30 protein-coding genes and 2 pseudogenes are annotated in these 26,441 nt (G+C 73.8%); 17 read left to right on the forward strand and 15 right to left on the reverse strand.

What is annotated here, in order from left to right; genetic code table 11:
• Window positions 1-2: 2 nt before the first annotated feature.
• Window positions 3-1,337 carry an FtsX-like permease family protein gene (locus ACFT5B_RS08635; protein ID WP_386797585.1) on the reverse strand — a complete coding sequence of 445 codons (1,335 nt, stop codon included), beginning with the start codon at window positions 1,335-1,337 and terminating at the stop codon, window positions 3-5.
• Window positions 1,334-2,092: an ABC transporter ATP-binding protein gene (locus tag ACFT5B_RS08640; RefSeq protein ID WP_386797586.1), complete on the reverse strand. Its 759-nt coding sequence runs from the start codon at window positions 2,090-2,092 to the stop codon at window positions 1,334-1,336. The genes ACFT5B_RS08635 and ACFT5B_RS08640 overlap by 4 nt, the downstream gene beginning before the upstream one ends.
• A gap of 168 nt (window positions 2,093-2,260) precedes the next feature.
• Here ACFT5B_RS08640 and ACFT5B_RS08645 point away from each other — a divergent pair, with 168 nt between their 5' ends.
• Entirely contained in the window at window positions 2,261-3,727 is a 1,467-nt protein-coding gene (locus ACFT5B_RS08645) for an amino acid permease (RefSeq protein ID WP_386797587.1), read from the forward strand.
• A 25-nt stretch (window positions 3,728-3,752) separates the two neighbouring features.
• Here the strand turns inward: ACFT5B_RS08645 and ACFT5B_RS08650 are convergent, their stop codons facing one another.
• Window positions 3,753-5,039 carry an RNA polymerase sigma factor gene (locus ACFT5B_RS08650; RefSeq protein WP_386797588.1) on the reverse strand — a complete coding sequence of 429 codons (1,287 nt, stop codon included), beginning with the start codon at window positions 5,037-5,039 and terminating at the stop codon, window positions 3,753-3,755.
• Window positions 5,036-5,392, reverse strand: a complete 357-nt coding sequence (locus ACFT5B_RS08655; RefSeq protein WP_386797589.1) for a YciI family protein — start codon at window positions 5,390-5,392, stop codon at window positions 5,036-5,038. The genes ACFT5B_RS08650 and ACFT5B_RS08655 overlap by 4 nt, the downstream gene beginning before the upstream one ends.
• 89 nt (window positions 5,393-5,481) lie before the next feature.
• Between ACFT5B_RS08655 and ACFT5B_RS08660 the strand changes: the two genes are divergently transcribed.
• Both ACFT5B_RS08660 and ACFT5B_RS08665 read left to right on the forward strand, forming a co-directional pair.
• Window positions 5,482-6,414, forward strand: coding sequence for an epimerase (locus ACFT5B_RS08660; protein WP_386797590.1), 933 nt, complete (start codon window positions 5,482-5,484; stop codon window positions 6,412-6,414).
• A gap of 22 nt (window positions 6,415-6,436) precedes the next feature.
• On the forward strand, window positions 6,437-7,312 hold the full coding sequence (locus ACFT5B_RS08665) for an NAD-dependent epimerase/dehydratase family protein (protein ID WP_386797591.1): 876 nt from the start codon (window positions 6,437-6,439) through the stop codon (window positions 7,310-7,312).
• A gap of 36 nt (window positions 7,313-7,348) precedes the next feature.
• Here ACFT5B_RS08665 and ACFT5B_RS08670 read toward each other — a convergent pair whose 3' ends face one another.
• Both ACFT5B_RS08670 and ACFT5B_RS08675 read right to left on the reverse strand, forming a co-directional pair.
• On the reverse strand, window positions 7,349-8,221 hold the full coding sequence (locus ACFT5B_RS08670) for a TIGR03620 family F420-dependent LLM class oxidoreductase (RefSeq protein ID WP_386797592.1): 873 nt from the start codon (window positions 8,219-8,221) through the stop codon (window positions 7,349-7,351).
• 81 nt (window positions 8,222-8,302) lie between these two features.
• Window positions 8,303-9,001 (reverse strand): TetR/AcrR family transcriptional regulator, encoded by a 699-nt coding sequence (locus ACFT5B_RS08675; protein ID WP_386797593.1) that lies wholly within the window; start codon window positions 8,999-9,001, stop codon window positions 8,303-8,305.
• A gap of 96 nt (window positions 9,002-9,097) precedes the next feature.
• Here ACFT5B_RS08675 and ACFT5B_RS08680 point away from each other — a divergent pair, with 96 nt between their 5' ends.
• The 4 genes from ACFT5B_RS08680 to ACFT5B_RS08695 all read left to right on the forward strand — a co-directional run bounded on the left by ACFT5B_RS08680 (window position 9,098) and on the right by ACFT5B_RS08695 (window position 11,448).
• Window positions 9,098-9,790, forward strand: a complete 693-nt coding sequence (locus ACFT5B_RS08680; protein WP_386797594.1) for a nitroreductase/quinone reductase family protein — start codon at window positions 9,098-9,100, stop codon at window positions 9,788-9,790.
• Between the two features lie 126 nt (window positions 9,791-9,916).
• Window positions 9,917-10,387: a hemerythrin domain-containing protein gene (locus ACFT5B_RS08685; RefSeq protein WP_386797595.1), complete on the forward strand. Its 471-nt coding sequence runs from the start codon at window positions 9,917-9,919 to the stop codon at window positions 10,385-10,387.
• Window positions 10,384-10,815 carry a DUF6584 family protein gene (locus ACFT5B_RS08690; RefSeq protein ID WP_386797596.1) on the forward strand — a complete coding sequence of 144 codons (432 nt, stop codon included), beginning with the start codon at window positions 10,384-10,386 and terminating at the stop codon, window positions 10,813-10,815. The genes ACFT5B_RS08685 and ACFT5B_RS08690 overlap by 4 nt, the downstream gene beginning before the upstream one ends.
• 57 nt (window positions 10,816-10,872) lie before the next feature.
• Entirely contained in the window at window positions 10,873-11,448 is a 576-nt protein-coding gene (locus ACFT5B_RS08695; protein ID WP_386797597.1) for a DUF488 family protein, read from the forward strand.
• Here the strand turns inward: ACFT5B_RS08695 and ACFT5B_RS08700 are convergent.
• Window positions 11,403-11,696, reverse strand: a pseudogene (locus tag ACFT5B_RS08700) (ATP-dependent DNA ligase); the annotation flags it as partial. The gene ACFT5B_RS08695 and the pseudogene ACFT5B_RS08700 overlap by 46 nt on opposite strands.
• A gap of 48 nt (window positions 11,697-11,744) precedes the next feature.
• Between ACFT5B_RS08700 and ACFT5B_RS08705 the strand changes: the two are divergent.
• Entirely contained in the window at window positions 11,745-12,050 is a 306-nt protein-coding gene (locus tag ACFT5B_RS08705; protein WP_386797598.1) for a hypothetical protein, read from the forward strand.
• Here ACFT5B_RS08705 and ACFT5B_RS08710 read toward each other — a convergent pair.
• Window positions 12,026-12,319: pseudogene (locus ACFT5B_RS08710) on the reverse strand (ATP-dependent DNA ligase); the annotation flags it as partial. The gene ACFT5B_RS08705 and the pseudogene ACFT5B_RS08710 overlap by 25 nt on opposite strands.
• Before the next feature lie 59 nt (window positions 12,320-12,378).
• On the opposite strand from ACFT5B_RS08710, the gene ACFT5B_RS08715 reads away from it, so the two are divergent.
• The gene (locus ACFT5B_RS08715) at window positions 12,379-12,804 is read left to right on the forward strand and encodes a hypothetical protein (RefSeq protein WP_386797599.1); all 426 of its coding nucleotides are present in this window, start codon (window positions 12,379-12,381) and stop codon (window positions 12,802-12,804) included.
• Here ACFT5B_RS08715 and ACFT5B_RS08720 read toward each other — a convergent pair.
• Window positions 12,801-14,378 carry an ATP-dependent DNA ligase gene (locus ACFT5B_RS08720; protein WP_386797600.1) on the reverse strand — a complete coding sequence of 526 codons (1,578 nt, stop codon included), beginning with the start codon at window positions 14,376-14,378 and terminating at the stop codon, window positions 12,801-12,803. The two genes, ACFT5B_RS08715 and ACFT5B_RS08720, sit on opposite strands and share 4 nt — an antisense overlap.
• A gap of 46 nt (window positions 14,379-14,424) precedes the next feature.
• On the opposite strand from ACFT5B_RS08720, the gene ACFT5B_RS08725 reads away from it, so the two are divergent.
• Together ACFT5B_RS08725 and ACFT5B_RS08730 are read left to right on the forward strand one after the other, a co-directional pair.
• Entirely contained in the window at window positions 14,425-14,889 is a 465-nt protein-coding gene (locus ACFT5B_RS08725) for a hypothetical protein (protein WP_386797601.1), read from the forward strand.
• 99 nt (window positions 14,890-14,988) lie between these two features.
• Window positions 14,989-15,453, forward strand: coding sequence for a hypothetical protein (locus ACFT5B_RS08730; RefSeq protein WP_386797602.1), 465 nt, complete (start codon window positions 14,989-14,991; stop codon window positions 15,451-15,453).
• A 29-nt stretch (window positions 15,454-15,482) separates the two neighbouring features.
• On the opposite strand, the gene ACFT5B_RS08735 is transcribed toward ACFT5B_RS08730, so the two are convergent.
• Window positions 15,483-16,070 (reverse strand): TetR/AcrR family transcriptional regulator, encoded by a 588-nt coding sequence (locus ACFT5B_RS08735; protein WP_386797603.1) that lies wholly within the window; start codon window positions 16,068-16,070, stop codon window positions 15,483-15,485.
• A gap of 95 nt (window positions 16,071-16,165) precedes the next feature.
• Here ACFT5B_RS08735 and ACFT5B_RS08740 point away from each other — a divergent pair, with 95 nt between their 5' ends.
• Window positions 16,166-16,639 carry a DUF1772 domain-containing protein gene (locus ACFT5B_RS08740; protein ID WP_386797604.1) on the forward strand — a complete coding sequence of 158 codons (474 nt, stop codon included), beginning with the start codon at window positions 16,166-16,168 and terminating at the stop codon, window positions 16,637-16,639.
• Between the two features lie 33 nt (window positions 16,640-16,672).
• On the opposite strand, the gene ACFT5B_RS08745 is transcribed toward ACFT5B_RS08740, so the two are convergent.
• Window positions 16,673-17,662 (reverse strand): ribose-phosphate diphosphokinase, encoded by a 990-nt coding sequence (locus tag ACFT5B_RS08745; protein ID WP_386797605.1) that lies wholly within the window; start codon window positions 17,660-17,662, stop codon window positions 16,673-16,675.
• 83 nt (window positions 17,663-17,745) lie between these two features.
• On the opposite strand from ACFT5B_RS08745, the gene ACFT5B_RS08750 reads away from it, so the two are divergent.
• Window positions 17,746-18,315: a GNAT family N-acetyltransferase gene (locus ACFT5B_RS08750; protein ID WP_386797606.1), complete on the forward strand. Its 570-nt coding sequence runs from the start codon at window positions 17,746-17,748 to the stop codon at window positions 18,313-18,315.
• A gap of 59 nt (window positions 18,316-18,374) precedes the next feature.
• On the opposite strand, the gene ppdK is transcribed toward ACFT5B_RS08750, so the two are convergent.
• Window positions 18,375-21,173 (reverse strand): pyruvate, phosphate dikinase, encoded by a 2,799-nt coding sequence (ppdK, locus tag ACFT5B_RS08755; protein WP_386797607.1) that lies wholly within the window; start codon window positions 21,171-21,173, stop codon window positions 18,375-18,377.
• A gap of 120 nt (window positions 21,174-21,293) precedes the next feature.
• Here ppdK and ACFT5B_RS08760 point away from each other — a divergent pair, with 120 nt between their 5' ends.
• The gene (locus ACFT5B_RS08760) at window positions 21,294-21,974 is read left to right on the forward strand and encodes an MOSC domain-containing protein (protein ID WP_386797608.1); all 681 of its coding nucleotides are present in this window, start codon (window positions 21,294-21,296) and stop codon (window positions 21,972-21,974) included.
• Here the strand turns inward: ACFT5B_RS08760 and ACFT5B_RS08765 are convergent.
• Window positions 21,971-22,285 carry a hypothetical protein gene (locus tag ACFT5B_RS08765; protein WP_386797609.1) on the reverse strand — a complete coding sequence of 105 codons (315 nt, stop codon included), beginning with the start codon at window positions 22,283-22,285 and terminating at the stop codon, window positions 21,971-21,973. The two genes, ACFT5B_RS08760 and ACFT5B_RS08765, sit on opposite strands and share 4 nt — an antisense overlap.
• Before the next feature lie 100 nt (window positions 22,286-22,385).
• Here ACFT5B_RS08765 and ACFT5B_RS08770 point away from each other — a divergent pair, with 100 nt between their 5' ends.
• Window positions 22,386-22,889: a VOC family protein gene (locus ACFT5B_RS08770; RefSeq protein WP_386797610.1), complete on the forward strand. Its 504-nt coding sequence runs from the start codon at window positions 22,386-22,388 to the stop codon at window positions 22,887-22,889.
• Between the two features lie 93 nt (window positions 22,890-22,982).
• On the opposite strand, the gene ACFT5B_RS08775 is transcribed toward ACFT5B_RS08770, so the two are convergent.
• Window positions 22,983-23,423 (reverse strand): ester cyclase, encoded by a 441-nt coding sequence (locus tag ACFT5B_RS08775; RefSeq protein WP_386797611.1) that lies wholly within the window; start codon window positions 23,421-23,423, stop codon window positions 22,983-22,985.
• 125 nt (window positions 23,424-23,548) lie between these two features.
• A complete protein-coding gene (locus tag ACFT5B_RS08780) occupies window positions 23,549-24,397 on the reverse strand; it encodes an alpha/beta fold hydrolase (protein ID WP_386797612.1) in 849 nt (282 codons plus the stop codon).
• A 95-nt stretch (window positions 24,398-24,492) separates the two neighbouring features.
• Here ACFT5B_RS08780 and ACFT5B_RS08785 point away from each other — a divergent pair, with 95 nt between their 5' ends.
• Window positions 24,493-25,458, forward strand: a complete 966-nt coding sequence (locus ACFT5B_RS08785; protein ID WP_386797613.1) for an aminoglycoside phosphotransferase family protein — start codon at window positions 24,493-24,495, stop codon at window positions 25,456-25,458.
• Between the two features lie 220 nt (window positions 25,459-25,678).
• On the forward strand, window positions 25,679-26,377 hold the full coding sequence (locus ACFT5B_RS08790; protein ID WP_386797614.1) for a hypothetical protein: 699 nt from the start codon (window positions 25,679-25,681) through the stop codon (window positions 26,375-26,377).
• Window positions 26,378-26,441 lie beyond the last annotated feature (64 nt).

Genomic DNA, 26,441 nt, shown 5'->3' on the forward strand with positions numbered 1-26,441 from the left:
TGTCATCGGACCACGCGTCGCGCGCAGGCCCACGCCGACCCGAGCGTCACGGCCGCCGCCCCGGCGGCGACGGCCGGGAGGAGCCAGAGCTGGCCGTCGGGCAGCGGACCCTCGCCGCGGGCGACGGCGTACGGGACGAAGGTCGCCGCGGCGGCGAGCGTGCCGAGCACGACGCCGACCGCGGCGACGATCGCCGCCTCACCCACCACGGCGCGGCGGATCTGGGGACGGGTCGCGCCGACCAGCCACAGCCGGTGCAGCTCCGCACGCCGCGCGGCCACGACAGCGGCGAAGGCGTTGACGACCATGATCGCGGCGAACAGGCAGACCATCCCCGCGACGACGTAGTTGAGCAGCGTGATCGTCTCGTCCATGCCGGCGGGGTCGCCCGCGGAGTCCAGGGTGCGCCCGTCGACGCCGACCATGAGCAGCGTGCCGCTGGCCGTGGCCACGAGCACGACCACCGGTGCCAGCACCCCGGCGAGGAGCGGCGCGCGCCGCGTCGTGTTGGAGGCGGCGAGGTGGCCGGCGGCCGACGAGCCGGCGAGCCGGCGCGCCGGGGCCGCCAGGACGGCAAGCAGCCACGGCGCGAGCACGGCGAGCCCGACCGCGACGACGATGCCCGCGGGCCCGGCGGTCTCCTGGGCCAGGTGGGGGTCGTCCGAGGTCCGCCCGACCGTGGTCGTGACGACCGCGAGCCCGACGCCGTACCCGAGCAGCACGACCCCGACGCCGACCCTCCACCGGGGCAGGCGACGCATCTCGGACCCCTGCTCGCGCAGCACGCGGACCACGGGACCCGCGGTCGCGCGCCGGCCCGCGAGCCACGCCGCGACGAGGCCGACGAGCACGACCGCGGCAGCGGCGGCGCCGAGCGAGGCCGGCCCGCCGGCGAACGCGGTGTCGTCCCCGACGAGGCCGCCGTCGCGCAGGGCGTCGAGCAGGCGCCGTCCGGTCGCGGCCGCTGTCCCCGCTCCCAGCGCCGCGGCGACGGCCGTGACCGCGAGCGTCTCCCACAGGACCAGCCCGAGCGCCTGGCGGGGCGTGGCGCCGACGGCGCGCAGGAGCCCGGTCTCGCGGGCCCGCTGCGTCGCGGTGATGCCGACGGTCGACGCGATCGAGAACAGGACGATGAGCGCGCTCCAGCCCCCGACGACCGCGCCCATGATGACGAGGAGCTGCCGGTCGTCGCCGTCGGTGGACAGCGCCGTCTGGACGAGCGTCGCGAACGACCCCATGAGGACCGTCCCGAGGAGCGCGGCGACGAACGTCGCGGTCACCGCCGCGGGACGGCGCCGCAGCGACCGGACCGCCAGCGTCGCGGTCGCGGCGCTCATCGTGCGGCCGCCGGGACGAGGTCCTCCAGCCGCGCCGTCCGGGCGGCGACGGCCTCGGGCGTGGGGGCGTCCAGCCGTCCCGCGAGGCGTCCGTCGACGAGGAACACGACCGCGTCGGCACAGGCGGCGGCGACCGGGTCGTGCGTGACCATGACGACGGTCCGGCCGAGCGTGTCGACGGCGGCCCGGAGCAGCCGCAGGACCGACCGGGCCGTCGACGTGTCGAGCGCTCCCGTGGGCTCGTCCGCGAGGACGACGCCCGGTTCGGTCACGAGGGCGCGCGCGACCGCGACACGCTGCTGCTGCCCGCCCGAGAGGGCGCTCGGCAGGTGCTCGGCGCGGTCGGCCAGCCCGACCTGCGCGAGGAGTGCCGCGACCTGCCGCGCGTCGGCGCGTCGTCCGGCGAGCCGGAGCGGGAGCTCGACGTTCTGGGCGGCGGTCAGGTACGGGACGAGGCTGAAGTCCTGGAACACGAAGCCGATGCGCTCACGCCGAAGCATCGTGCGCCCCACCTCGTCCCGGGCGGTGAGGTCGACGCCCTCGACGAGCACCTGGCCGCCGGTGGGGCGGTCGAGCCCGGCCGCGCAGGCGAGGAACGTGCTCTTGCCCGAGCCGGACGGCCCCATCACGGCCGTGAACGTGCCGGGCGGGAACGCGACGTCGACTCCTCGGAGGGCGGCGACGGCCGTGGGGCCGGAGCCGTAGGTCTTGGTCAGCCCTCGCATCTCGAGGGCGGGTGCGTCGGTGGTGGTCATGGCTTCGACGCTAGGGAGCGCGCGGGCGCGGCTCGATGGTCCTAGGCCGCCGGCCGTGGTGGGGATGTCCCCACCATGCGCGCTCCCGCGTGCACGCGCCCGGTGGTGAGCACCGGCGGACGGGGGTAGGCCTGAGAGGGACCACGAGGTTCCGACGGAGGGACGGCGATGCCGAGCGACGGCCCAGCAGCACCCAGCGTGAGCCGGTCGGCTCCTGGTCTCCGCAGCGTCTGGCGGCGCAAACCCATCGAGACGTCCGAGGAGCCGGGCGGGCTGAAGCGGAGCCTCGGCCTGTGGCAGCTCACGGCGATCGGGCTCGGCGCGATCATCGGCGCGGGCATCTTCACGCTCGCGGGCGCCGTCGCGCACACCGACGCGGGTCCGGGCGTGACGATCTCGTTCCTCGTCGCCGGCATCGCCAGTGCGTGCGCGGCCCTCAGCTATGCCGAGTTCGGGGGGATGATCCCGAAGGCCGGCTCGGCCTACACGTACGGCTACGCGGTGCTGGGCGAGGCCGTGGGCTGGTTCATCGGCTGGGACCTGCTGCTCGAGTACACGGCGATCGTCGCGGTCGTCGCGATCTCGGTGTCCGGGTATCTGTCGTTCCTGCTCGAGTCGGTCGGCGTGCACCTGCCCGCGTGGATGCTCGGCGCCCCGGGCACCGGTTCGGGCCACAAGGTGGACCTGTTCGCGATGGCCCTGTGCCTGCTCGTCGCGTTCCTGCTGACGAAGGGCATCAGCTCCTCGGCGCGCGTGGAGACGATCCTCGTGTTCGTGAAGGTCGCGATCGTCGTCGCCGTGATCGTCGTCGGGGCGTTCTACGTCAAGAGCTCGAACTTCTCGCCGTACCTGCCCTACGGCTTCGGCGGGACCATCACGGGCGCGGCGACGGTGTTCTTCGCCGTGTTCGGGTACGACGCGATGAGCACCGCCGCGGAGGAGTCCAAGGAGGCCCAGCGGAACCTGCCCAAGGCCATCATCCTGTCGCTCTCTATCGCCATGGTGCTGTACCTGCTGGCCGCCACCGTCCTCACCGGGATGCAGAGCTACAAGGACCTCGACCCGACCCGGGCGTTCGCCGTCGCGTTCGACTACGTCGGTCTCCCCGGGTTCGCGAAGGTCGTCGCGGTCGGGGCGATCGTCGGGATCTTCACGGTGCTCTTCGCGTTCACGCTGGGGGCGTCGCGGGTGTGGTTCTCGATGAGCCGCGACGGGCTCCTGCCCGGCTGGTTCGCCAAGACGAACCGCAACGCCGTACCCCACCGGCCGACGTGGATCATCGGCGTCGTCGCCGCCGTGATCGCGGGGTTCACGCCCATCCTCGACGCCGCCGAGCTCACGAACATCGGCATCCTGCTGGCGTTCATCGTGGTGTCGGGCGCGGTGGTCGTGCTGCGCTACCGGTCGCCCGAGACGCCGCGGACGTTCCGTCTCCCGTGGATGCCCGTCGTGCCGATCATCGGGATCGCCTTCTCGATCTACCTCATCACGAAGCTGCAGCCGGTGACGTGGCTGCGGTTCGTCGGCTGGTTCGCGATCGGCGTCGTCGTCTACGCGTTCTACGGCTACCGGCACAGCCGGATGTCGCCCGACGCGCCCGGTGGGGAGCGGGCCCGCGAGACGTCGGACCGCTGAGCGGCCGGCGGCTGCGCCCCTCCGCTCAGGAGGGCGCGTCGCGCCGATGCTCGAGGAACCGCCGCTCGACGGCGTTCTGCGTGAGCCGCGCGGCCGCGTCGTAGGCGGCGCGAGCCTCGGCCGCCCGGCCGAGCCGGCGCAGCAGGTCGGCGCGCGCCACGTGCCACGGCGCGTAGGCGTCGAGCCGCAGGCCGTCGACGACGTCCAGCGCGGGACCCGGCCCGGCAACCTCCGCGAGCGCCACCGCCCGGTTGAGCGCGACGACGGGCGTGGGCGCGACGGCGAGGAGCTGGTCGTAGAGCGCGACGACCTGCCGCCAGTCGGTGGCGTCGGAGGTGGGGGCGTCGTCGTGCACGGCGGCGATGGCCGCCTGGACCTGGTACGGGCCGGGCGCGGTCCCGGTGAGGCGCGCGCGGCGCAGCAGGGCGCGCACGATGCCCTGGCCCTCGGCGATCCGGCGGGCGTCCCAGCGGGTGCGGTCCTGGTCGGCGAGGAGGACGAGCTCGCCGTCGGCGTCGGTGCGGGCGGCGCGGCGCGCGTCGGTGAGCAGGAGCAGGGCGAGGAGGCCGGCGGCCTCGGGCTCGTCGGGCATGAGGGCGACGAGGAGCCGGGCGAGCCGGATCGCCTCGGCGCACAGGTCGTCGCGGACCAGGGCCGCGCCCGTCGACCCGGTGTATCCCTCGTTGAACACGAGGTACACGACGTCGAGGACGGACCGTAGCCGGTCCGGGAGGTCGGCGTCGGACGGCACCCGGTAGGGGATGCCGGCGTCCTTGATCTTGCGCTTCGCACGCACGAGCCGCTGCGCCATCGTCGGCTCGGGGACGAGGAACGCGCGCGCGATCTCGCCGGTCTCGAGGCCCCCGAGCAGCCGCAGCGTGAGCGCGACCTGCGCTGCCCGGTTCAGGGCCGGGTGGCAGCAGGTGAAGACGAGCCGCAGCCGGTCGTCGCGCACCGGGCCCTCCTCGGTCTCGTCGTCGGGGGCGCCGAGTGCGCCTTCGTCGTCCCGCACCCCCGACGCGGGCCCGTGCACGAGCGCCGCCTGCGCGTACCGCGCGGACCGGGTCGACTCGCGCCGGACGACGTCGAGCGCCTTGCGTCGTGCCGTCGTCGTGATCCAGGCGCCGGGGTTGGGGGGAGTGCCGTCGGCGGGCCAGCGCGCGACGGCGACGGCGAACGCCTCCTGCACCGCCTCCTCGGCGAGCGAGATGTCGTGGAACGTGCGGACGAGGGTCGCCACGCACGCCCCGTACTCGGCCCGGAAGACGTCCGCGACGGCGGACGCCCCCGGGCCGGGCTCGGTGGAGGTCACGCCTCGGGCTCCTCCTGGAACGGGCGCACCTCGACGGCGCCCTGGCAGGCGAGCGCGCCCTTCTTGGCCCAGGCGAGGGCCGCGTCGAGGTCCTCGGCCTTGATGACCCAGAACCCGCCCAGGTACTCCTTGGTCTCGGCGAACGGGCCGTCGGTCACGAGGACGTCGTCGCCCTGCGGGCGGACCGTCGTGGCGACGTCCGGCGGGAACAGGCCGCCTGCGAACACCCACGCGCCCGCGTCCTGGAGCTCGGTGTTGAACGCGTCGACGGCCGCGTACATCTGCTGGACCGTGTCGTCGGGCGGGGTCGGCTCGCCCTGGACGCCGTTCACGGCGAGGAGGTACTGCTTCATGGCTGTCTCCTTGGTCGGTGAGCCGGCAGGTCCGGCTCTCACCGACACTACGAACGAGATCGCGCCCGATCGACACCTACGCTGGACGAATGTCTCGCGTGGTGGTGGCCGGTGGCTCCGGCAGCCTCGGCCGGGCGCTCGTGGCGGACCTGCTCGGGCGCGGTGCGGACGTCGTCGTGCTCACCCGCCGGCCCGATCCCACGTGGGCGGTGCGGCAGGAGCAGTGGGACGGGCGGACCGTCGGCCCGTGGGCCGCGCTGCTCGACGACGGCGCGCGGCCCGTCCGGGTCGTGAACCTCGCCGGACGCCTGGTGGACGTCCGCCCGACGGACGCGAACGTCGCGAGCCTGCGGTCGTCGCGCGTCGACGCGACGCGGGCCCTCGTCGCCGCGAGCCGGGCCGCGTCACGACCCGTGGCACGCTGGGTGCAGATGTCCACGACGGCGATCTGGTCCGACGGCGGCGAGCAGCGCATCACCGAAGGCACGCCGCTCCCGGACCCGGGCCTCCCGCAGATGACGGGCGTCGCGGAGCCCTGGGAGGACGCCGTCCGGGGCGCGCACGCCGAGCACGTCGTGACCCTGCGGACGTCGCTCGTGCTCCAGCCCGGCTCACCGGTCGTCGGGCGGCTCGAGCTGCTCACCCGGCTCGGGCTCGGCGGGAAGGTCGGCACGGGCCGGCAGTGGGTCAGCTGGATCCACGTCGACGACTGGCTCGCGCTCGTCCGGGGCGCGCTGGGGCTGGACGATCCGGCCCTGCCGGGCGGGGTCCTCGTCGCGTCGGCGCCCACGCCCGTGCGCAACGCCGAGCTCATGGCGACGCTGCGCGCGGTGACGGGCCGCCGGGTCGGGCTCCCCACGCCGGCACCCGTCGCCCGGCTCGGGTCGTGGCTGCTCCGCAGCGACCCCGCGCTCGGGCTCACCGGCCGGCACTGCACGTCCGACGTGCTCGCCGGCCTCGGCTGGCGGTTCCGGCACCCGACGCTCGAACCGGCCCTGCGCGACGTCTTCGGGCGGGGTTGAGCGCGGCCGCTAGCCTGGCCGTATGGCACGCGTGGTGGTGACGGGCAGCAGCGGCAAGCTCGGGCAGGCGGTCGTGACCGACCTCGCCGAGCACGGGTACGACGTCGTGACGGTCGACCAGGTCCCGCCGCCGCCCGGGCAGCCCGGGCAGTTCACGCGCGCCGACCTCACCGACCTCGGGCAGGTCGTCGAGCTGCTCACCGGCGTCGACGACCGCTACTCCGGCGTGGACGCCGTCGTGCACCTCGCCGCGATCCCCGCGCCCGGGCTCCGCACCAGCGGTGCGACGTTCCACAACAACGTGCCGTCGACGTTCGACGTCTTCCAGGCCGCGAAGATCGCCGGCGTGAAGAAGGTCGTGTGGGCCTCCAGCGAGACCGTCCTCGGGCTGCCGTTCGACGTCCCGCCGCCCTACGTCCCCGTCGACGAGGAGTACGCCGTCCTCCCCAACTCGACCTACTCGCTCGGCAAGGCCGTCGAGGAGGAGATGGCCCGCCACTTCGCGCGCTGGGACCCCGAGCTGTCGATCATCGGGCTCCGGTTCTCGAACGTCATGGCGCTCGCGGACTACGCCGAGTTCCCGTCCTGGCAGGCCGACGCCGCGCGGCGGCGCTGGAACCTGTGGGGCTACATCGACGCGCGCGACGGCGCCCAGGCGGTGCGGCTCGCCGTCGAGAGCGAGCTGAAGGGGTTCGAGGCGTTCGTCGTCGCGAACGCGGACACCGTCATGGAGCGGCCCTCAGCGGACCTGGTGGCCGAGGTCTTCCCGGACGTCGAGGTCCGGCGTCCGCTCGAGGGCACGGAGACGCTCCTGTCGATCGACAAGGCGCGCCGGCTGCTCGGCTTCGAGCCGCAGCACTCGTGGCGCGACGTCGTCGGGCACGCGTCGGAGGTCTGACCCCGCCGACGCCGCGTCCGACGTGCGTGCCGCGGCTCAGCCGAGCCCGAGCTCGGCGGCGAGGCGCGCGAACCCGTCCTCGGCGGGCTCGCCGGGCTCCCCGGCGACGAGCTGGACGGCCACCTGGTCGGCGCCCGCGTCGACGTGCTCGGCGAGGCGCGCCGCGACCGACGCCGTCGTCCCGTGGAAGACGACCGCGTCGACGAACCGGTCGCTGCCGCCGCCGGCGAGGTCGTCCTCGGTGAACCCGAGGCGCAGCCACGAGTTCCGGTAGTTGGTCATCCGGAGGTAGTTCGCCAGGGCGGCGCGCGCCACCGAGCGGGCTCGTGCGACGTCCGTGTCGAGCACGACGTGCTGCTCGGGCACGAGCAGCGGCTCCGCGCCGAGGATCTCGCGCGCTCCCCGGGTGTGCTCGGGGGTGACGAGGTACGGGTGGGCGCCCGCGGTACGGTCGCGCGCCAGGCCCAGCACGCGCGGGCCCAGTGCGGCGAGCACGACGGTCTCCCGGGGGACGCCGTCGGCGACGAGGGTGTCGACGTACTCGACGAGAGCCTGGTACGGCGTCGCTGCCTTCGCGCCGGACGCCTCACGGTGCCCCGACCCCACCCCGAGCACGAACCGTTCGCCGTACGTGTCGAGGAGCCGCCGGGTCGACATCGAGACGTCGTCGACGGCCGCCGTCCAGATGTTCACGATGCCCGTCCCGACGACGAGCGACTGCGTGGCCGCGAGCAGCTCCTCCGGCTTGGCGAGGCTCGCGTCGGGTGAGCCGCCGACCCACACCGCGCCGTAGCCGAGCCGCTCCAGGGCGGCCGCGAGCGTGCCGTCGAGGTCGAGGCCCCGTCGCCACACGCCGTACCGCCCGCCGAGGTGAGTGCTGGTCGTGTCGCTGCCCTGCGTCGTCGTCATACCGGCGGCAACCGGGCTGGTGGGCGACCGATTCCCGCGCCGTCCGCGGCCGGTCGCAGGGCTCGTCGGCGTCGTGCGCGCTCAGCCTTCGCCGACGATGGCGTCCAGCTCCCGCTCGAGGAGCAGCGCAGGGTCGAACCCCATGGTCGCGAACTGTCCGTTGACCTCGAGGCCGATGAGCCCGTGCAGACGGGTCCACGACAGGATGACGTCGGCCAGCACGGCGCCGGGGATCGCGCCGCGAAGCTCCTCGGGGATCCACGGCGCGCGCTCGAGCTGCTGCTCGAGGATCGTCGGTGGGGCGGCGGGTCGTCCCTCGCGGGGCTCGAAGTCGCCCATCGCCTCCATGACAGACCCGAGGCTGGCCTGCGCGGCCTCGATCGCGGCGTCGGGGGCGCGGTACCCGGAGAACGGGGTGCCGAACAGGAGCAGGTAGCGGTGCGGCTGCGCCAGGGCCCAGGCGCGCATCGTGCGGCCGAGGACGCGGACCTGCTCGCCGGGCCCGTCGGGTGCCGCGAGGCCGATGGCGCGGGTGAGGGTCGTGCCGAGGTCGTCGTAGGCGTCGACGATCAGCGCGGTGAGGAGCTCGTCCCGGCTCGAGAAGTAGCGGTAGAGCGCCGGGCCGGTCATGCCGAGCTCGCGCGCGATCGCGTTGAGCGAGAGGGCCGCTTGACCCCCGGTCGCGAGCTGGTCGAGGGCGATGCGCTTGGCCTCGTCCCGTGTCTCGGCGCGGTAGCGGTCGCGGCGGCTCGGGCGCTGCGCGGGAGCTGGCTCGGTCACGTGGCTCTCTTCGTCCGTGCTTCCAGGGGTTGACATCACTAAGTAACACCCTCAATCTGAAGTAAGAACCTCTTACTCACGCGAGGGAGTGTCACCGTGTCCATCGTCGCACCCGTCCCGCACATCCCCCGAGGGCTCGCCGTCGGCACCCTCGTCGCGGCCGCGATCGTCTGGGGCCTGTTCCTCCTCCAGCCGGGCGCCGTGTGGCAGCCGCTCGCCCAGACGGGCGTGTACGTCGCGCTGTTCGTCCTGACCTGGGCGAACCCGAGGCTCAAGGTCCTGCTCGTCCGGATCCTCCAGCGCTGGATCGTCAACCCGGTCGTGCGGGCGGGGTTCCTGGTGGGGCTCAACCCCTTCGGGGTGGCGATCCTCGAGACGCGCGGCCGCACCACGGGAAAGCCACGCCGCACCCCGGTCGGCAACGGCCGGCGCGGCGACGAGCTGTGGATCGTCGCCGAGCACGGCGAACGCGCCGGTTACGTCCGCAACATCCGCCACGACCCGCACGTGCGCCTCCGGCTGAGGCTCGGGCTGCGGCACCGCTGGGTCGACGGGATCGCGACCGTCCGCCCCGACGACGACGCCCTCGCCCGCCAGCGCAGCGTCATCGCCTGGCACCCGCTGCGGGCCCTCAACGCCGTGAACGTCCGGGTCCTCGGCGCCGACCTGCTGAGCGTGCACGTCCAGCTCGCCCTCCCCGGCCGGGCCCCGGTTCCCGACGACGACGGCGCCGCGCCCGCCAAGGTAGTTCGTGCGCCGTCCGACGCTCGCCCAGGGCTCGTGGGTTGACGGTTCGGCCGGCGCCCCGGTGCTACGTTGACGCCAGCGTCGCGTGCCGGTGGCAGACCGTGTCAGGCATGGAGGCGCGGAACCCGAAGGACAACGACATGACGACGTCGTCCCCTTCGCTCTCACGTGACTGAGGGCGAGACGACCAGGCTGGTCGCCTGGAACCACGAGCTGCGGAGCGTCCACACGCGTCTGCGCGCCGCGCTGCGGCTCACCCGTGAGGCGCTCGCCGGTGGTGCGCCCGCCGAGGCGGCGAGTCGCGACCTCCTGTTGTTCTGCCACGGCTTCTGCACCGCCCTGACCGGGCACCACGAGGGAGAGGACCGGGAGCTGTTCCCGGCGATCGCGGCCGCGCACCCGTCGCTGCGACCGACGCTGGACCGGTTGGTGCAGGACCACGCGCTGGTCGCCTCCCTGGTGACGGGGCTGCAGCGCGCGGTGGACGCGCCGTCGTCGTCGCCGGAGCTCGAGCAGCATCTCGACGGCATCGCCGCGATCATGGAGAACCACTTCCGGTACGAGGAGCGAGCACTGTCGTCGGTCCTCGAGACCCTCGCGCTCGACGCCGAGCCCGCCCAGGTGCTGGGCCCGCTGTGAGCGGACTGACCCGGGCGAAGGCGGACCTCGCCGCCGGTGACGTGCGTGCGGCCCGCGAACGGCTGAAGAGCCTCGTCGTGACGTACCCGCACGATCTCGAGGTCCGTCGACTCCTGGCCGAGGCCTACCGGCGTGACGGCCAGCCGACGGAGGCGGGGCGCTGGGGTTACCTGGTCGGCCCCGACGCGACCGAGAGCGAGCGGCGGGCGTTCGAGCACCACAACGGTTTCGCGTCGTGCGCACGGGTGACGGAGTCGCGACTGCGGCAGCTCCTGCGGAGCGACGACCTCGCCCGCATCGCCGATACCGAGGGTCGCGCCCTCCTGAGGTCCCTTCCGCGCAGGAGGCCGTTGGATCGTCGGGACGGCCCGTTCGAGCTCGTCGCCCGCCGCGTGGCGACTTGGCGGGCGGCCTCGACCTGGCGCTGAGCCCGCGTAGCGTGGACACGAGCCGCGCTGGGCTCGCGGCCCTGCCGAGGGGAGTGAATGGCGACGTCGGACGAGCTGTGGACGATCGGCCACTGGACGTGCCCCGAGGACACGTTCGTCGGGATGCTCCGCGAGGCAGGCGTCGAACGCGTGGCGGACGTGCGTGTGGCGCCGAGCTCCCGGCGCAGCCCGCAGTTCACGCGCGACGTCATGCGCGAGTGGCTGGGGCACGCAGACGTCGACTACGTGCACCTGCCGGAGCTCGGTGGGCACCGCCCGCGCCGACCGGAGGCGGGCGACCTCAACGCGGGATGGCACAACACGAGTTTCCGCGGGTACGCGGACTACACGCTGACGCCGGCGTACGAGGACGGCGTCGCCCACCTGCTCACGCTCGCAGCGGAGCTCCCGACGGTTGTCCTCTGCGCTGAACCGATGCCGTGGCGGTGCCACCGGCTGCTGATCGCCAACACCGTGGCGGCGCGAGGCGGCGTCGTGCAGCACGTCCTCGGGCCCGGGTCGGTCCGTACCCACGAGCTGGGGCGCTGGGGTGCGACGCCGGTGCACGGCGACGACGGTCGCCTGACCTACCCGGCCGACGCCGACCCGCCGCGCGAGTCGCCCGCCGCGTAGGACCGCACCGTGTCGATCGTGTCCGCCTCGGCGGGGGTCTTGTCGTCGCGGTAGCGCAGCACTCGGGCGAACCGGAGCGCGACGCCGCCTGGGTAGCGGGTCGACCGCTGCACGCCGTCGAACGCGATCTCCACGACCTGCTCGGGCCGCACCTTGACGACGTACCCGTCGGTCGGCCCGTCGGCGAGCTCCGTGAATCGCTCGGTCTGACACGCGAGCATCGCTTCCGTCATCCCCTTGAACGTCTTGCAGGTTAAAAGTGACATACGACCGAAGTCGGTGGATAGAGTCACGCTGTGACGCACGCCGACGCGCTCTTCTCGATCACCAGGTCGTTGTGGGATCGGCTGTCGGCTGACATCCGTGGAGTCGCGTACTTGCTTGGCGAGTCGACGCTGGCTGTCCGGTTCATGCTCGCTAACGAACCCGACGAGATGAGATTGGGCATGATCTCCGATGCCGAAACCGAGTGCATCGCAGACTTCTGGCAAACGCATCACGTGTCATACATCGCGGAACACCTGCCGTCTCACCTGCCGCGGGTACTTCGTCCAGGCGAGCGTTGGGTGATCGTTCGCTATGAGCCGCCGCTCTCTGTGTAGGCGGACCCTGGGGCTCGGAACGAGCGGACCGTCTCAATGGTGTCCGCCTCGGCCGCAGACTTGTCGTCGCGGTAGCGGAGTACATGCGCGAAACGAAGGGCGACGCCACCCGGGTATCTGCTGGACCGCTGCACGCCGTCGAACGCGATCTCCACGACTTGCTCGGGCCGCACCTTCACGACGTACCCGTCGGTCGGCCCATCCGCGAGCTCGAGGAACCGCTCGGTCTGCCACGCGAGCATCTGGTCGGTCATCCCCTTGAACGTCTTGCACGCAACGAAGTCACTACGACCGATGATGCGTGTCCGAATGCGTTAGCGTCCGCTAGATGGCCGAGCAGGTAGTCGCTCACGACTTCGGCGTGCGGTGGGAACCGAATGCCCCTGAGGCAGTCGTCGTCGCCGTCGATGCCGTACTGACATTGGCATTACGCGCGCACGGGGACGACGACGACCAGCGATCCGTAGTCCTGCGATGGTCCGGCGTCATGTGGTCGTGCACGGGATCGCCCAACGACGAGGGAGTTCGGTTCCATCGGCTGTACGCCAAGGGCCTTGACCGCGTGCTATGGGCCGGGCGCGTCGAACGAAGCGAACTCATCGATTCACTCCCACGGACGGTTCAGAGGCCCTCCGACCTCACGCACTACGTCGTGCTGCTCAAGGAGGACACGGTCGAGGTCGTCGCCCGCGCGGTGGAAGTCCTCCGCGCCGAGGGCACGCCGCGCGATGCCGCACGCGCTGCACTCTCCTAGCCGGCCGCGTACACGCGCACGGCATCGATCGTGTCGGCCTCGGCGGGGGTCTTGTCGTCGCGGTAGCGCAGCACCCGCGCGAACCGGAGTGCCACGCCGCCGGGGTAGCGGGTGGACCGCTGCACGCCGTCGAACGCGATCTCCACGACCTGCTCGGGCCGCACCTTCACGACGTACCCGTCGGTCGGCCCATCCGCGAGCTCGAGGAACCGCTCGGTCTGCCACGCGAGCATCTGGTCGGTCATCCCCTTGAACGTCTTACCCAGCATCACGAAGCCGCCGTCGGGGTCGCGCGCGCCGAGGTGGATGTTCGACAGGTACCCCTGCCGCCGTCCTGACCCGCGCTCGACGGCGAGCACCACGAGGTCGAGGGTGTGCCGCGGCTTCACCTTGACCCACCCGGCCCCGCGCCGTCCGGCGGCGTAGGGCGCGTCGAGTGCCTTGACGACAACGCCCTCCTGGCCCCGCGCGACGGCGTCCGTGAAGAACGCGCCCGCCGCGTCCGCGTCGCCGGTCACCAGCCGCCCGACGGCGTACGGCCCGGCGAACCCGTCGAGGACGGCGAGGCGGTCGCGCAGGGGTGCGTCCAGGAGGTCGCGGCCGTCGACGTGCAGCACGTCGAAGAAGAACGGCGTCAGCTCGACGGCCGCGAGCGCTTCGGCCTCCTGCGTCGCTGACCGCGACGCCGTCTCCTGGAACGGGCGCGGCGTGCCCGACGCGTCCACGGCGAGGGCTTCGCCGTCGAGCACGAAGGCCCGTGCGTCCAGGGCGAGGGCGGCGGCCACGATCTCGGGGACGCGGGGCGTGATGTCGTCGAGGCTGCGCGTGAAGACGCGGACGTCGTCGCCGGTGCGGTGGACTTGGATGCGGATGCCGTCGAGCTTGGTGTCGACGGACACCGCGGCCCCGGGCGGGCCGAGCTTCTCGATCGCGGCGGCGACGTCGGGCGCGGACTGCGCGAGCATCGGCCGCACGGGCCGCCCGACCTCCAGCCCGAAGCCACCGAGCACCTCGGAGGCCGCCGCAGGGTCGGGGGCCCGGAGCGCCGCGACGGCGACGGCGCCCGTGTCGCCGCGGAGCATCACGGCTCGTCGCGCTGTGTCCGCCGTGGCCCCCGATGCCTCGGCGATCGCGTCCACGACGACGGCGTCGAGCGCTCCCTGCCGCAGCTCGCCCGTGACGAGCCCGCGCAGGAACCGCTGCTCCCGCTCGGTCGCGGCCCCGAAGATCGCCGAGGCCTCCGTCGCACGGGCGGTGTCAGACCCGGGCCCCGACAAGCCGGCCATGCGCTCGAACGCGGCGTCGACCTCGCTGACCGTCAGTGTCGCCTCGTCGGCCGGCGCAGGAAGGGAACGCAGGGAAGCCCACCCGAGCCCGGTCCGACGCTGCCGGAGCTCACCCGCGAGGTACGACGTGACGACGGCGAGCTCGTCCGGCCCGGGCTCGCTCTCGCCGACCGGTGGGATCTCCTCGGCGGCGCGGCGCAGGAGCGCGGCGATGGACGCGCGCTTCGCGAGCCGTGACCTCGTGGCCGCGACGGCCTCGGACGTGGCGGCGACGTCGTCGAGCAGCATGTCTCATGCTCTCCCCGGCCGCCCACGTAGGCCTTACTGTGTGCGCATGTTCGTGGGTCGCCGCACCGTATGGTCGCCGTGGTCGGGCTTCGTGGCGGTGATCTGGCTTGTCGTGGCTGCCATCGAAGGCACCTTTATGATGCCCGGGAACACGGCCAACCGGGTGAGCTCGGCCGTGCTGACGCCGCTGATGCTGTTCGCGGCGTGGCGGTTCGCACGGGCACGCGTCGGCCGTACCGAGGACGGCGTCTTCCTCTACGGGGCCGGCAGGAGGAAGCCAATCCCGAGGGGCGCCGTCCTCGAGCTCGGCGAGGGCGAGACGAACGAGGGCTGGTCGACGATCGTCCCCCGCTATCGCGACGAGGGTGGCGCGGAGGTCGAGATCCTTCCCCTGGCCCTGTTCGGGTGGACCACACGTTCTCGGGCCGCGGCCGCGCGGGCGGTGGCGACCGTCAACGACTGGCTCGCCGAGCCCGCCGCGCCGGCGATCCAGCCGGCCGAGACGAACTGACCGCCCGTAGCCCTCGCACCACAGACAGGGGACGGGGCCCGCGGTGCCAGTCTGTCGGTGCCGGAGGGGATGCTCCGGTTCATGGGAACGGAGCATCCGGTGGCGGACGCCGAGTGGTCGCGTTGTGCGGTGTTCAGCGTGTTCGAGGTGCGGCGCAGGGCGGCCGCACGCTACGACCTGGCCGAGCCTCCGTTCCCCGCCGAAGGCACCCCCATCCACGAAGGGGTTCCGCCGGAGGTCCTGCGGGAGGCGGCGGCGTTCGCGGACGGACGAGCGGCTAGCCGGGTCAGGCACCCGGTGTTCAGCGCCGAGATCGGGGCCTGGCGGCTCGAGGATCTGGCGGCCGAGCACGGTTGGGCCTGGGCGGGCCACCACCTCCGGCGCATCGCGAGAGACCGGGAGTTCGAAGCGGAGGTGCTCGAGCGTCGGGAGCGGGTGGCGTGGATTCGGTCCCAGGCGTGGCGCGACCCGCGGGACGGCGCACGGGCGTTGGCCCACGAACAGGGTGAGCCGTGGCCGCCGGAGGGTGAGGCCGGCGGCCCCGAGGAGGAGCTCGAGGCCTGAAGGGTGGCAGCGCGTCGCGCCGTGGAGCGTCAGCGCGCGGTTTCCAGCAGCGCGAGGAGGCGGGGGAGGCGCGCGTCGCGCTGCCCGGGCCGCAGCCGTCCGCTGCGTTCGAGCACGACGAGCCCGTGCAGCGCGCTCCACACGACTTCGGTGAGGACGTCGGCGTCGGGCTGCGGCTCGTCCGGGGCGAACGCGTCCCGCAGCTGGCCGAAGGCGTCGAGCAGCGCGGGAGGCACGTCAGGCGTGCCGAACGGCAGGTCGGACGCGAGCACGAACACCGCGTCGTAGACCGCGGGGTGCTGCTCGGCGAAGTCGAGGTAGGCCTGCGCGACGGCGGCTGCGTGCCCCGCCCGGTCCGTGACGCCGGCGCTCGCGGACCGGAGGGTGTCGGCGAGCTCTGCGCAGCCCTCGACCGCCACCGCGTCGACGATCGCCGTCCGGTTCGCGAAGTGGCTGTAGAGCACGGGCTGGGAGTACTCGATGGTGTCGGCGAGGCGCCGCGTGGTGACGGCGTCCCAGCCCTCGGCCTCCGCGAGCTCGCGCGCGGAGTCGACGATCAGCTGGCGCCGTTCGGCACGCTCTCGCTCTCGGCGGCGGTGCGCGGGGCTCTCGGTCATGGCCCGATTCTAGCAGCGCTAGACAGCGAAGTGCTGACAGGTTAGTGTCGCTCTCGTACCTAGCACTGATAGACCCGCTCGACAGGAGAACGACCATGGAACTCGCCAGCTACCTCATCGCCGTCGTCGCCGTCCTGTGCGCGGGCATGATCTACGGCACCGACGCGAGCGCGGCGCTCGTCCTGCGGCCCACGTATGCGCGCCTCGACGACCGCACCCTCGTCACGGTCACCGGCTTCGGCCACTACTACGGCGACCGCCGCTTCCCGATCCCCGGCATCCTCGGCGTCGTCGCGACGGTCCTCGCGGGCGTCGCCTCCGCCGTCGCGGGCCGCGGCTGGGCCACAGCGGCGGCCGCCGTCGCGACCGTCGCGCTCTTCACCTGGCTGGCGATCTACAAGGTCGTCGCGGCGCCCATCAACAAGCGGCTCACCGCGGCCGCCTTCGCCGGGGAGGTCCCCGCGGACTCCCGGGCGCTCCAGGACAGGTGGGAGAGCGTCGTCACGCTGCGCTTCGTCCTCCAGGGCGTCGCGATGGCCGCCCTGTGCGGGGTCCTCGCCCTCCCGTGACCGCCGGTCGTCCCGCCCGACGACGCAGCCGGGTCAGGACCGGGCGGCCGCCCTGCCGCGCGAGCGTGGCGGGGCGTGCGTCGGGTCCACGCCGTCGAACATGCCGCTGATCGACTCGCCCTCGTGGATGCGGCGCATGGCCTCGGCGAAGAGGTCGGCGACCGTCAGGACGGTGAGCTCGGGCCAGTCCGAGACCTGCGGGACGGTGTCCGTCACGACGACCTCGCGGATCATCGGGTGGTCCCGGAGCCGCTCGTGCGCCTTGCCGGTGAACAGGCCGTGCGTCGTCGCGACCGACACCTCACGGGCGCCCTCGGCGGCGAGCCGGTCCAGCAGCTCGACGATCGACCCGCCGGTCGCGATCTCGTCGTCGAGGATGATCGCCCGCTTGCCCGCGACGTCGCCCACGATGGTGTCGATCACGACGGTGTCGTCGCCGAGACGGCGCTTGCTCCCGGCCGCGACGGGCAGCCCGAGCAGGCGGGCGAGCTGGTTGGCCGTCTTCGCGTTCCCGAAGTCCGGCGACACGACGACGGTGTCGGTCAGGTCCTGCACGCGGAAGTGGTCGGCGAGGATCCCGAGCGCCGTCAGGTGGTCGACGGGCACCGAGAAGAACCCGTGGACCTGGGGCGCGTGCAGGGTCATGGTGAGCACCCGGTCCGCGCCGGCGGTGACCAGCAGGTCGGCGACGAGCCGGGCGCCGATCGAGATGCGCGAGGCGTCCTTCTTGTCCGAGCGCGCGTACGCGTAGTGGGGGATGACCGCGGTGATCTGCGCGGCCGACGCACCCCGCGCGGCGTCGAGCATGAGGAGGAGCTCCATGAGCGCGTCCTGCGTGGGCGGCACGAGCGGCTGCACGACGTAGACGTCGCGCTGGCGGCAGTTCGCCTGGAGCTGGACCTGGAGGCAGTCGTTCGAGAACCGGGTGATCTCCACCGGGGACAGCTCGGCACCCAGCGCCGCGCAGATGTCCTCCGCGAGTCCCCGGTGGGCCGTACCGCTGAACACGACGATCTCGCGCATGCACACACTCCCGGGACGGGCTGGTGGTCAGGTTTTCGGAGTCTATCGGCGGGTTCGGCGGGCGTCCTGGTTAGCATCGAGCGATGCTCGCTTCGACCTCGCTCCGTGTGTCCCTGCCCGACGGCGTCGTCCTCCGCCCGCTCGCGTCCGACGACGCGGCCTCGCTCGCCGTGGCGTACGCGCGCAACGCCGAGCACCTCGCCCCCTGGGAGCCCGCGCGCCCCGACGACTTCGCGACCGAGGGCGTGCAGAGGCTCCGCATCGCCGGCCTGCTCGCCGTCGCTGACGCGGGCACGGCGCTCCCGCTCGTCCTCGCGCGACCAACGCCGGCGTCGGGGGAGGAGATCGTCGGGACGCTCACGATCTCCGGCATCACGCGCGGGCCGTTCGAGTCCGCGGACCTCGGTTACTGGACCGATCGCGCCCTGCAGGGACGCGGGATCATGTCGGCCGCGGTGGGCGCCGTCGTCGGGATCGCGCGGGACGACCTCGCGCTGCACCGGCTGCAGGCGAGCACCCTCCCGGAGAACGAGCGCTCCCAGCGGGTGCTCGCCCGCGCGGGCTTCGAGCGCTTCGGTCTCGCGCGCGACTACCTGCGCATCGCCGGGCGCTGGCGCGACCACGTCCTGTTCCAGCGCATCCTGCACGACTGATCCGGCGCGGCCCGGCCCGCCGGGTGCCGGCCCGGTCCGTGCCGGTCGTCGGGCGCGTCCTACCGTGTCGACGACGGCGCAGCTCCCGTCGCCGCGCGGCCCGCCTCCAGGCGTGCCACGGGGACGCGGAAGGGCGAGCAGGAGACGTAGTCGAGCCCGGCGTCGTGGAAGAACCGGATCGACTCGGGGTCGCCCCCGTGCTCCCCGCACACGCCGAGCTCGAGGCCGGGCTTGGTGGCCCGCGCCTCGTCGACGGCGATCCGCACCAGCCTCCCGACGCCGTCCGCGTCGATCGTCTCGAACGGCGAGATGGTGAGCACGCCGTTGTCGAGGTAGGTGGTGAAGAGGGTCCGCTCGACGTCGTCGCGCGAGAACCCCCACGTGGTCTGCGTGAGGTCGTTGGTGCCGAACGAGAAGAAGTCGGCCTCGGTCGCGATCCGGTGGGCCGTGAGGGCTGCGCGGGGCAGCTCGATCATGGTCCCGACGGGCACGTCGAGGTCCACCTCGGCGAGCTCGGTGACGCCCCGCACGACGGACTCCACCTCGTCGCGGACGATCTGCAGCTCCCGCACCGACCCGACGAGCGGCACCATCACCTCGGGGCGCGGGTCCTTGCCCTCGCGCAGCAGCCCGACGGCCGCCTCGACGATCGCGCGGACCTGCATCGCGAACAGCCCGGGCACGAGCAGCCCGAGCCGCACGCCCCGCACCCCGAGCATGGGGTTGGCCTCGTGGAGGCGCTCGAGCGCGGCGAGCTTCTTCTCGTCGGCCGCGAGCTCCTCGTCGCCGAACCCGACGGGCACGCCGTGGTTCCGCCGGTCGTGCGCGACGGCGATCTTCACCGACAAGGCGGTGTGGTCGGGGAGGAACTCGTGCAGCGGCGGGTCGAGGAGCCGGATCGTCACGGGCAGCCCGTCCATGGCCTCGAGGAGCCCACGGAAGTCATCGCGTTGGAGGGGGAGGAGCTGGTCGAGGGCGATGTCGCGCTCGGCGAGGTCCTCCGCAAGGACGATCTGCTCGACCAGAGCGCGCCGCTCGCCGAGGAACATGTGCTCGGTCCGCGCCAGGCCGATGCCCTGCGCGCCGAGGCGGCGGGCGCGGGCGGCGTCGTCGGGCACGTCGGCGTTGGCCTCGACGCGCAGGCGGCGGCGGGCGTCGGCGTGCCGGAGGAGCCGGTCGACGGACCGGACGAGGCTCTCGGTCTGCTCGTCGAGCCCGCGCCCCGAGCCGTCAGCCTCGAGCGCGGCGTCGAGGCCGCCCTCGAGGTACCGCTCGACGGGCGACGCCACGACCGGCACCGACCCACGGAACACCTCGCCGGTCGAGCCGTCGATGCTGATCTCGTCGCCGCGCTGCAGCACGACCGGATCGCGGCCCGCGGCCCGGACCGTCACGCTCCCGGCGTCCTCGTCGACGTCGAGCTCCTCCGCCCCGACGACGCACGTCCGCCCCATGCCGCGCGCCACCACGGCCGCGTGCGACGTCTTGCCGCCGCGCGACGTGAGGATCCCCTGGGCGGCGATCATCCCGCCGAGGTCGTCGGGGTTGGTCTCGCGGCGCACCAGGATGACGCGCTCGCCGCGCTCGGCGGCCGCGACGGCGTCCGCCGACCGCAGGACGATCGTCCCGACCGCCGCACCCGGGGACGCGGCCATCCCGGTCGTGAGCGCCGGGGACGCGGCGCCGTCGTCGCCGGAGCGGGCGAACTGCGGGAACAGCAGCGACGCGAGCTGGTCGCCGGTGACGCGCTGGAGGGCCTCGTCCTCGGTGATGAGCTGCTCGTCGACGAGCTGCGTCGCGATCCGGAACGCCGCCGCCGGCGTGCGCTTGCCGACACGCGTCTGGAGCATCCACAGGTGCCCGCGCTCGATCGTGAACTCGACGTCGCACAGGTCCCGGTAGTGCGTCTCGAGGCGGCGCATGGCCTGCAGGAGCTGGTGGTGCGAGAGCGGGTCGATACGGTGCAGGTCGTCGAGGGACAGCGTGTTCCGGATGCCGGCGACGACGTCCTCGCCCTGCGCGTTCTGCAGGTAGTCCCCGTACGCGCCGGGGGCGCCGGTGGCCGGGTCGCGCGTGAACGCGACTCCCGTGCCGCTCGCGTCGCCGAGGTTCCCGAACACCATCGTCACGACGTTCACCGCGGTCCCGAGGTCCTGGGGGATGCGCTCGCGGCGCCGGTACAGGCGGGCGCGGTCGGTGTTCCACGAGTCGAAGACGGCGCGGATCGCGAGGTCGAGCTGCTCGCGCGGGTCCTGGGGGAAGTCGCGGCCGGTCCGCTCGGTCACGATGCGCCGGTAGTTGTCGACGAGGGCGCGCAGGTCGTCGGCCGTGAGGTCGACGTCGGCGACCGGCCCGTCGCCGCTCGCGCGCCCGCGGGCTGCCTTGGCGTCGTCGAGTGCCGCCGCGAACACCTCGGCCGGGATCCCCAGCACGGTCGCGCCGAACATCTGGATCAGCCGCCGGTACGAGTCCCAGGCGAACCGCTCGTCCGACGCCTCCTCCGCGAGGCCCTGCACCGACTGGTCGTTGAGGCCGACGTTGAGGACGGTCTCCATCATCCCGGGCATCGAGAACCGCGCCCCCGACCGCACCGACACGAGCAGCGGGTCGCGACGGGTGCCGAGCTGCCGCCCGACCTTGTCCTCGAGATGCCGCAGCGCCGTCGTCACCTGCACCCGCAGCTCGCCCGGCTCGGACCCCTGGGCGAGGTACTCGCGGCACGCCTCGGTCGTGATGGTGAAGCCCGGCGGGACGGGGAGGCCGAGGCGGGTCATCTCGGCCAGGTTCGCGCCCTTGCCGCCGAGCAGGTCGGCCCGGTCCTTGTCGCCCTGCGTGAAGTCGTACACGTACGTCGTCATGGCGGACCTCCGGCCTCGGCACCCCTGGGTGCTTCCAGGCTCGACTGCGGCCCACGGTCGCGCAAACGCAGCCGACCGGCGCGCTTGGGCCTGGCACCGGACCGCGCGAGAATGCCGACCATGCCCTCTGTGCTCCCGGCGTCCGGCACCGTGCTGGCCGTCTGCCGCGTCCACGCCCTCCTGCCCGACGACGGCGCCGTGGGGGTGACCGCGATCGACAAGCGGCCGGTCGAGGGTCCGGTGCGCGTCCGGACGCTCGGGCTGTTCGCGGACGTCCAGGCCGACCGCGCGCACCACGGCGGCGAGGAGCAGGCCGTCTACGCGTACTCGCAGGAGGACGCCGACTGGTGGGGCGCCGAGCTCGGCCACACCGTCACGCCCGGGCTCTTCGGCGAGAACCTCCGCGTCGACGGCATCCCCGTGAGCCGCGCCGTCATGGGGGAGCGGTGGCGCGTCGGGACGGCGCTGCTCGAGGTCACGCACGAGCGGTCTCCCTGCGCGACGTTCGCGCGCCGCATGGGTCTGCCGCGCTGGGTCAAGCGCTTCACCGACGCCAACCGCGTCGGCTGCTACCTGCGCGTCCTCGAGACGGGGGACCTGCAGGCCGGCGACGAGGTCGTCGTCGAGCACCGGCCCGACCACGGGGTGACCGTCGCCGACTGGTTCGCGTCACGCACCAGCGCGCACGAGACCCGCGGCGACGTGTCACGGCGCCTGCTCGCCGCCGAGGCCGCGGGTCAGCTGCGGCTGTCGGACCAGGTGCGCGAACGCGCGAGGCTCGCGGTCGCTCACCCGTCCTAGGAAGCCGACGCCGTCCGGTCCGAGAACGCCCACGCGGCACCCGCGGCGACGCCCGCGACCGTGAGCACCGAGGGCCACGCCCCGATCCGCTTCGCGAGCGGGTGCGACAGCCCGAACGCGCCGACGTAGGTGACGGCGAGCGCCGTCGTCGTCGCCGGGCCCGACCGGGCGAGCCACTGCCGGCCGGCGAGCACGCCGCCCGCCGCGAGGACGACGCCCGCGAGCGCCCGGACCTTCGTCGCCCGCCCGACGGCGTAGCCCCCGACGAGGGACCCGGCGACGAGGGGAGCGGTGGGGAAGCTGGAAGCCATGTCTCGACCCTACGAGCGCTCGATGAGAAATCCCGGCTCGGAGGGTCTGTCCTGGTGTGAGGGTGGGCACACGGCCCGCCCGTGAGCGAAGGAGCCGATCATGGGCAGCACCTACCTCGGACTCTGGTACGAGTCGAAGGCCGGGGAGGCCGCGGAGCTGTACGTCTCGATCTTCCCGAACTCGCGGATCATCCAGACGGTGCGCCACGACGAGGCGACCCCCGAGCAGGGCCCGGGCGTCGCGGCGACGCCGGGCTCGGTGTTCTTCGTGGACTTCGAGATCGACGGCCTGCACGTCCAGGCGCTCAACGGTGGTCCGATGTTCCCGCACACCGAGGCCGCGTCGATCGTCGTCGACTGCGACGACCAGGCGCAGGTCGACGAGTACTGGGAGAAGCTGACCGCCGACGGCGGCGAGCCGGGCCCGTGCGGCTGGCTCAAGGACAAGTTCGGGCTGAGCTGGCAGATCGTGCCGAAGCGGATGGGCGAGATCCTGTCCGACCCGGACCGCGTCGCGGCGGGCCGCGCGTTCGACGCGATGATGAAGATGGGCAAGCTCGACGTCGCGCAGCTCGAGGCCGCGTTCCGCGGCGAGCAGGGGTAGCGGTCGCGTCGAACCGACGCGAATCGTCGTCTCCGGGCGGCACGAGCGACGATCCGCGTCAGCTCGACGGAGGTGTCCGCCGCGCGGTGAGTGTCAGGCGCCGGGCGCGGGGAGGACGCCGAGCTGCCCGAGCAGACCGGCGGCGTCCATGAGGATGCGGCTCTCGACGAGCCGCCCGTCCCGGTAGCGGTCGAGGGTCCAGGCCTCGACGTGCACGGTGCGGCCGGTGGGGGCGATCCCCATGAACGCGCCGTCGTGCGTCCCCGTCCAGACGGACAGGCTCATGATCCGGTCCCCCTCGACGAGGGTGTCCTGCACGTCCCAGTGCATGTCCGGGAACGCCGCGAACATCCCGCCGAGGACGTCGGCGAGCCCCGCTCGGCCCGGGCCCTGCCCGGGGAGCGGGTTCTGCTCGACGAAGTCCTCGGCGACGAGGTCCTCCAGGGCGGAGCCGAGATCGTGCCCGTTGAGGACCTCGTCGGTGAAGCGTGCTGCGAGCGCTCGGATCTCGTCCGGCGTGATGTCGTCGTCCATCGCTGCCCCCCTCGGCAGTCGCGGCGGCGTCCCTCCGACGGCCACCGCACCCGCTCCACGCTAACGACGCGCGTCGAGCGGCGCAGGGGCGACGGTCGGGCACGCCACCGCTCAGCCGAGCCGGATCAGCCCGGCGTCCGTCGGGGTGAACCCACGGGCCCCGAGGTAGCAGGGGCGCAGGCGCGGACGCGTCCGAGCCACTCCTCGACGGCGGCTCGCGACTGCTCAGGCTGCTCGAGGAGCACGTTGTGCCCGGCCCGGTCGAGGACGACGAGGCTCGCGCGGGGGTAGTGGTCGAGCCGGGCCCACGCGTCCGCGTACCCGACGACGTCGTCCTGCCGCCCGCACAGGAAGAGCGTCGGGCCGGTGAACGCCGGAGCGGTGTCCTCCGGCTCCACGGCGAACGCGTAGTGCTCGCCGAGCCGCGCGAGGCCCGCCGTGTCGACGGTCAGGACGCCGGGGTGCACGTACCGCTCGTACGACTCCAGACCCTCCCGCGACTGGACCACCGCGATCTCCACGTAGCCCTCGGCCACGGCCGGGTCGACGCCGTCGAGCAGCCCGGGCTCCTCGTGCAGGACGGTCCGGGGAGGCGCGGTCCGCTCCGCGTGCGTCGCGACGAAGACCCCCGCGATGGTCGCGAGCCCCAGCACCTGGCCGGGAAGCTCCGCGACGAGCCGGCGGGCGATCATCGCCCCGTACGAGTTCCCGACCAGCGCGAACGGCTCGTCACCGAGGCGCTCACGGACGGCCTCGAGCACGACGCGCGCCATGTCGTCGCTCGACGCGACGTCCCCGACCGGTGACGCGCCCATGCCGGGCAGGTCGACGTACAGCCGACGCCACCCACCGGACTCCTCGAAGACCGGTTCGAGCGGCAGCAGGATCCGGTGGTCGACCCCCGCGCCGTGGATCAGCACGACGGGCGTCCCTGCCCCGCGCTCCTCGACGTGCACCTGCTCCGCGGCCGCCATAGGCCCACGGTAGCGGCGCCGTCGGACAGGCCCCCTCGCCCCGGGCACGGGAGAATCCGGCTGACGCGCGGAAGGATCCCCGCGATGATCGACCCGTGACGCTGCGCCTGCACGACGACGAGGTCGACGTCCGCGACGACGTCGTCCGGGCGCTCGTCGACGACCACGACCCCGCCTGGCGTGGCCTCCCGTTGCGGCGCGTGGCCAGCACCGGCACCGACAACGTCGTCTTCCGGCTCGGCGACGACCTGGGCGTCCGGGTCCCGCGGATCGACTGGGCGGTCGGGCAGGTGGAGCGTGAGGCGCGCTGGCTCCCGCTCCTCGCCCCGCACCTGCCGTGCGCGGTCCCGGCGCCCGTGGCCGTCGGCGATCCCGGGCACGGATACCCGCACCGCTGGCTGGTGTTCCGCTGGCTGCCGGGGCACGACCTGGCCCGCGCCGCCGCCCCCGTCGCTCCCACAGGGGCGCCGCGCACCCCCATCCGGTCCGAGGACTGGTGGGCCGGCGTCGCGGACGGGCTGGGCGCCGTCGTGCGGGCGCTGCACGCGGTCCGCCTCCCGGACGCTCCCGCGGCAGGACCACGCGGTGGGCCGCTCGCGCCCCACGACGACGGCGTCCGCCGGCTCGTGGAGGAGGTGGCTGCGCTGCCGGGGGAGCGCCGGCTCGACGCCGCCCGTGCGACCGAGGTCTGGGAGGCGGCGCTCGCCGCGCCGCCCTGGGGCCGCGACCCCGTCTGGGTGCACGGCGACCTGCTGCCCGGCAACGTGCTCGTCGCGGACGGGCCCGCCGGGTCGGGCGCCGTCGTCGGGGTCATCGACTGGTCGGCTCCCGGCCTCGGGGACCCGGCCTGCGACGCGATGGTCGCGTGGTCCCTCCCGACGACGGCGCGGCGCGTGTTCCGCGAGGCCGCCGGCTACGACGACGCCACCTGGGCGCGGGCGCGGGGGTGGGTCCTGCAGCAGACGCTCGCGTTCATCCCCTACTACCGGAGCACGCTGCCCGCCGCCGTCGAGGGCGCGTGGCAGCGCCTGGGCGCGGTGCTGGACGAGCCGGCCCGCTAGGCACCGGCCCCCTCGGCGCCCGCTCCCTCGGCACCGGCAGCCGTGGCGCCGGCCCTCGAGTGGTGAGCGCCACCGAGGCTTGTAGCGTGAGATGCAGGTCGTGACAGTGGCCGCCCGGGACGGGGCGGCCGACACGCGCCTCGTCCTCCCTCTCACACCGGCTGCCCGGAGCCGCGGACCACGTCCGCGAGGCCCACCGTGCGTCGGGGACGGAGTTGACATGAGTGAGACGTATCCACCGACGGGCCGCGCGGGCCTCGCGCGCGGGGCCGAGCCGGGCGCCGAGGACCAGGGCGGCGCGCTGAGCGCCGCCAAGGACGCGTCCTCGGAGGTCCTGGGCGAGGCCCAGGGGCGAGCCGCCGACGTCGTCGGCGAGACCAAGGAGCAGGCGCGCAGCCTGCTCGACCAGACGCGGTCGGAGCTCACCGACCAGGCCGCCCAGCAGCAGCGCAGCCTCGCCGGCAACCTGCGGTCCGTCGGCGACGAGCTCTCGCGGATGTCGTCCGCCGCGGAGGACCCCGGCTACGCCACCGACCTTGTGAGCCGGGCGTCCGGCGCGGTGACGGGCGCCGCCGACTGGCTGGACGACCGCGAGCCGGGCGACGTGCTCGGGGAGCTGAGCGACTTCGCCCGTCGCCAACCGTTGGTGTTTCTCGCGGCGGCCGGGCTGGCCGGCGTGGTCGCGGGGAGGTTGGTGCGCGGGATGAAGGACGCGCCCTCGGACGGCCCGTCGCGGCCGCAGCCGCAGTCGGCACCGGTAGCGCGGCGGTCGACGCAGGCGCAGCCGACGCAGGCGCAGCCGACGTCGTCGAGCCCGGCCTCGTCCAACCCGGCGGCGACGCTTCCGTCGTCGGGGGCCGCGGCACCGGCCGCGGGCGGCTTCGTCGGGAGCGAGGTGCGCGATGTCGACGTTCCCTGAGAGCCGACCCGGAGCTCCGGGCGGCCCACCGGGCGCAGCCCCGGGACGTCACGAGCGTCCGGAC

Source organism: Luteimicrobium sp. NPDC057192, from assembly GCF_042670205.1.
GTDB lineage: Bacteria > Actinomycetota > Actinomycetes > Actinomycetales > Cellulomonadaceae > Luteimicrobium.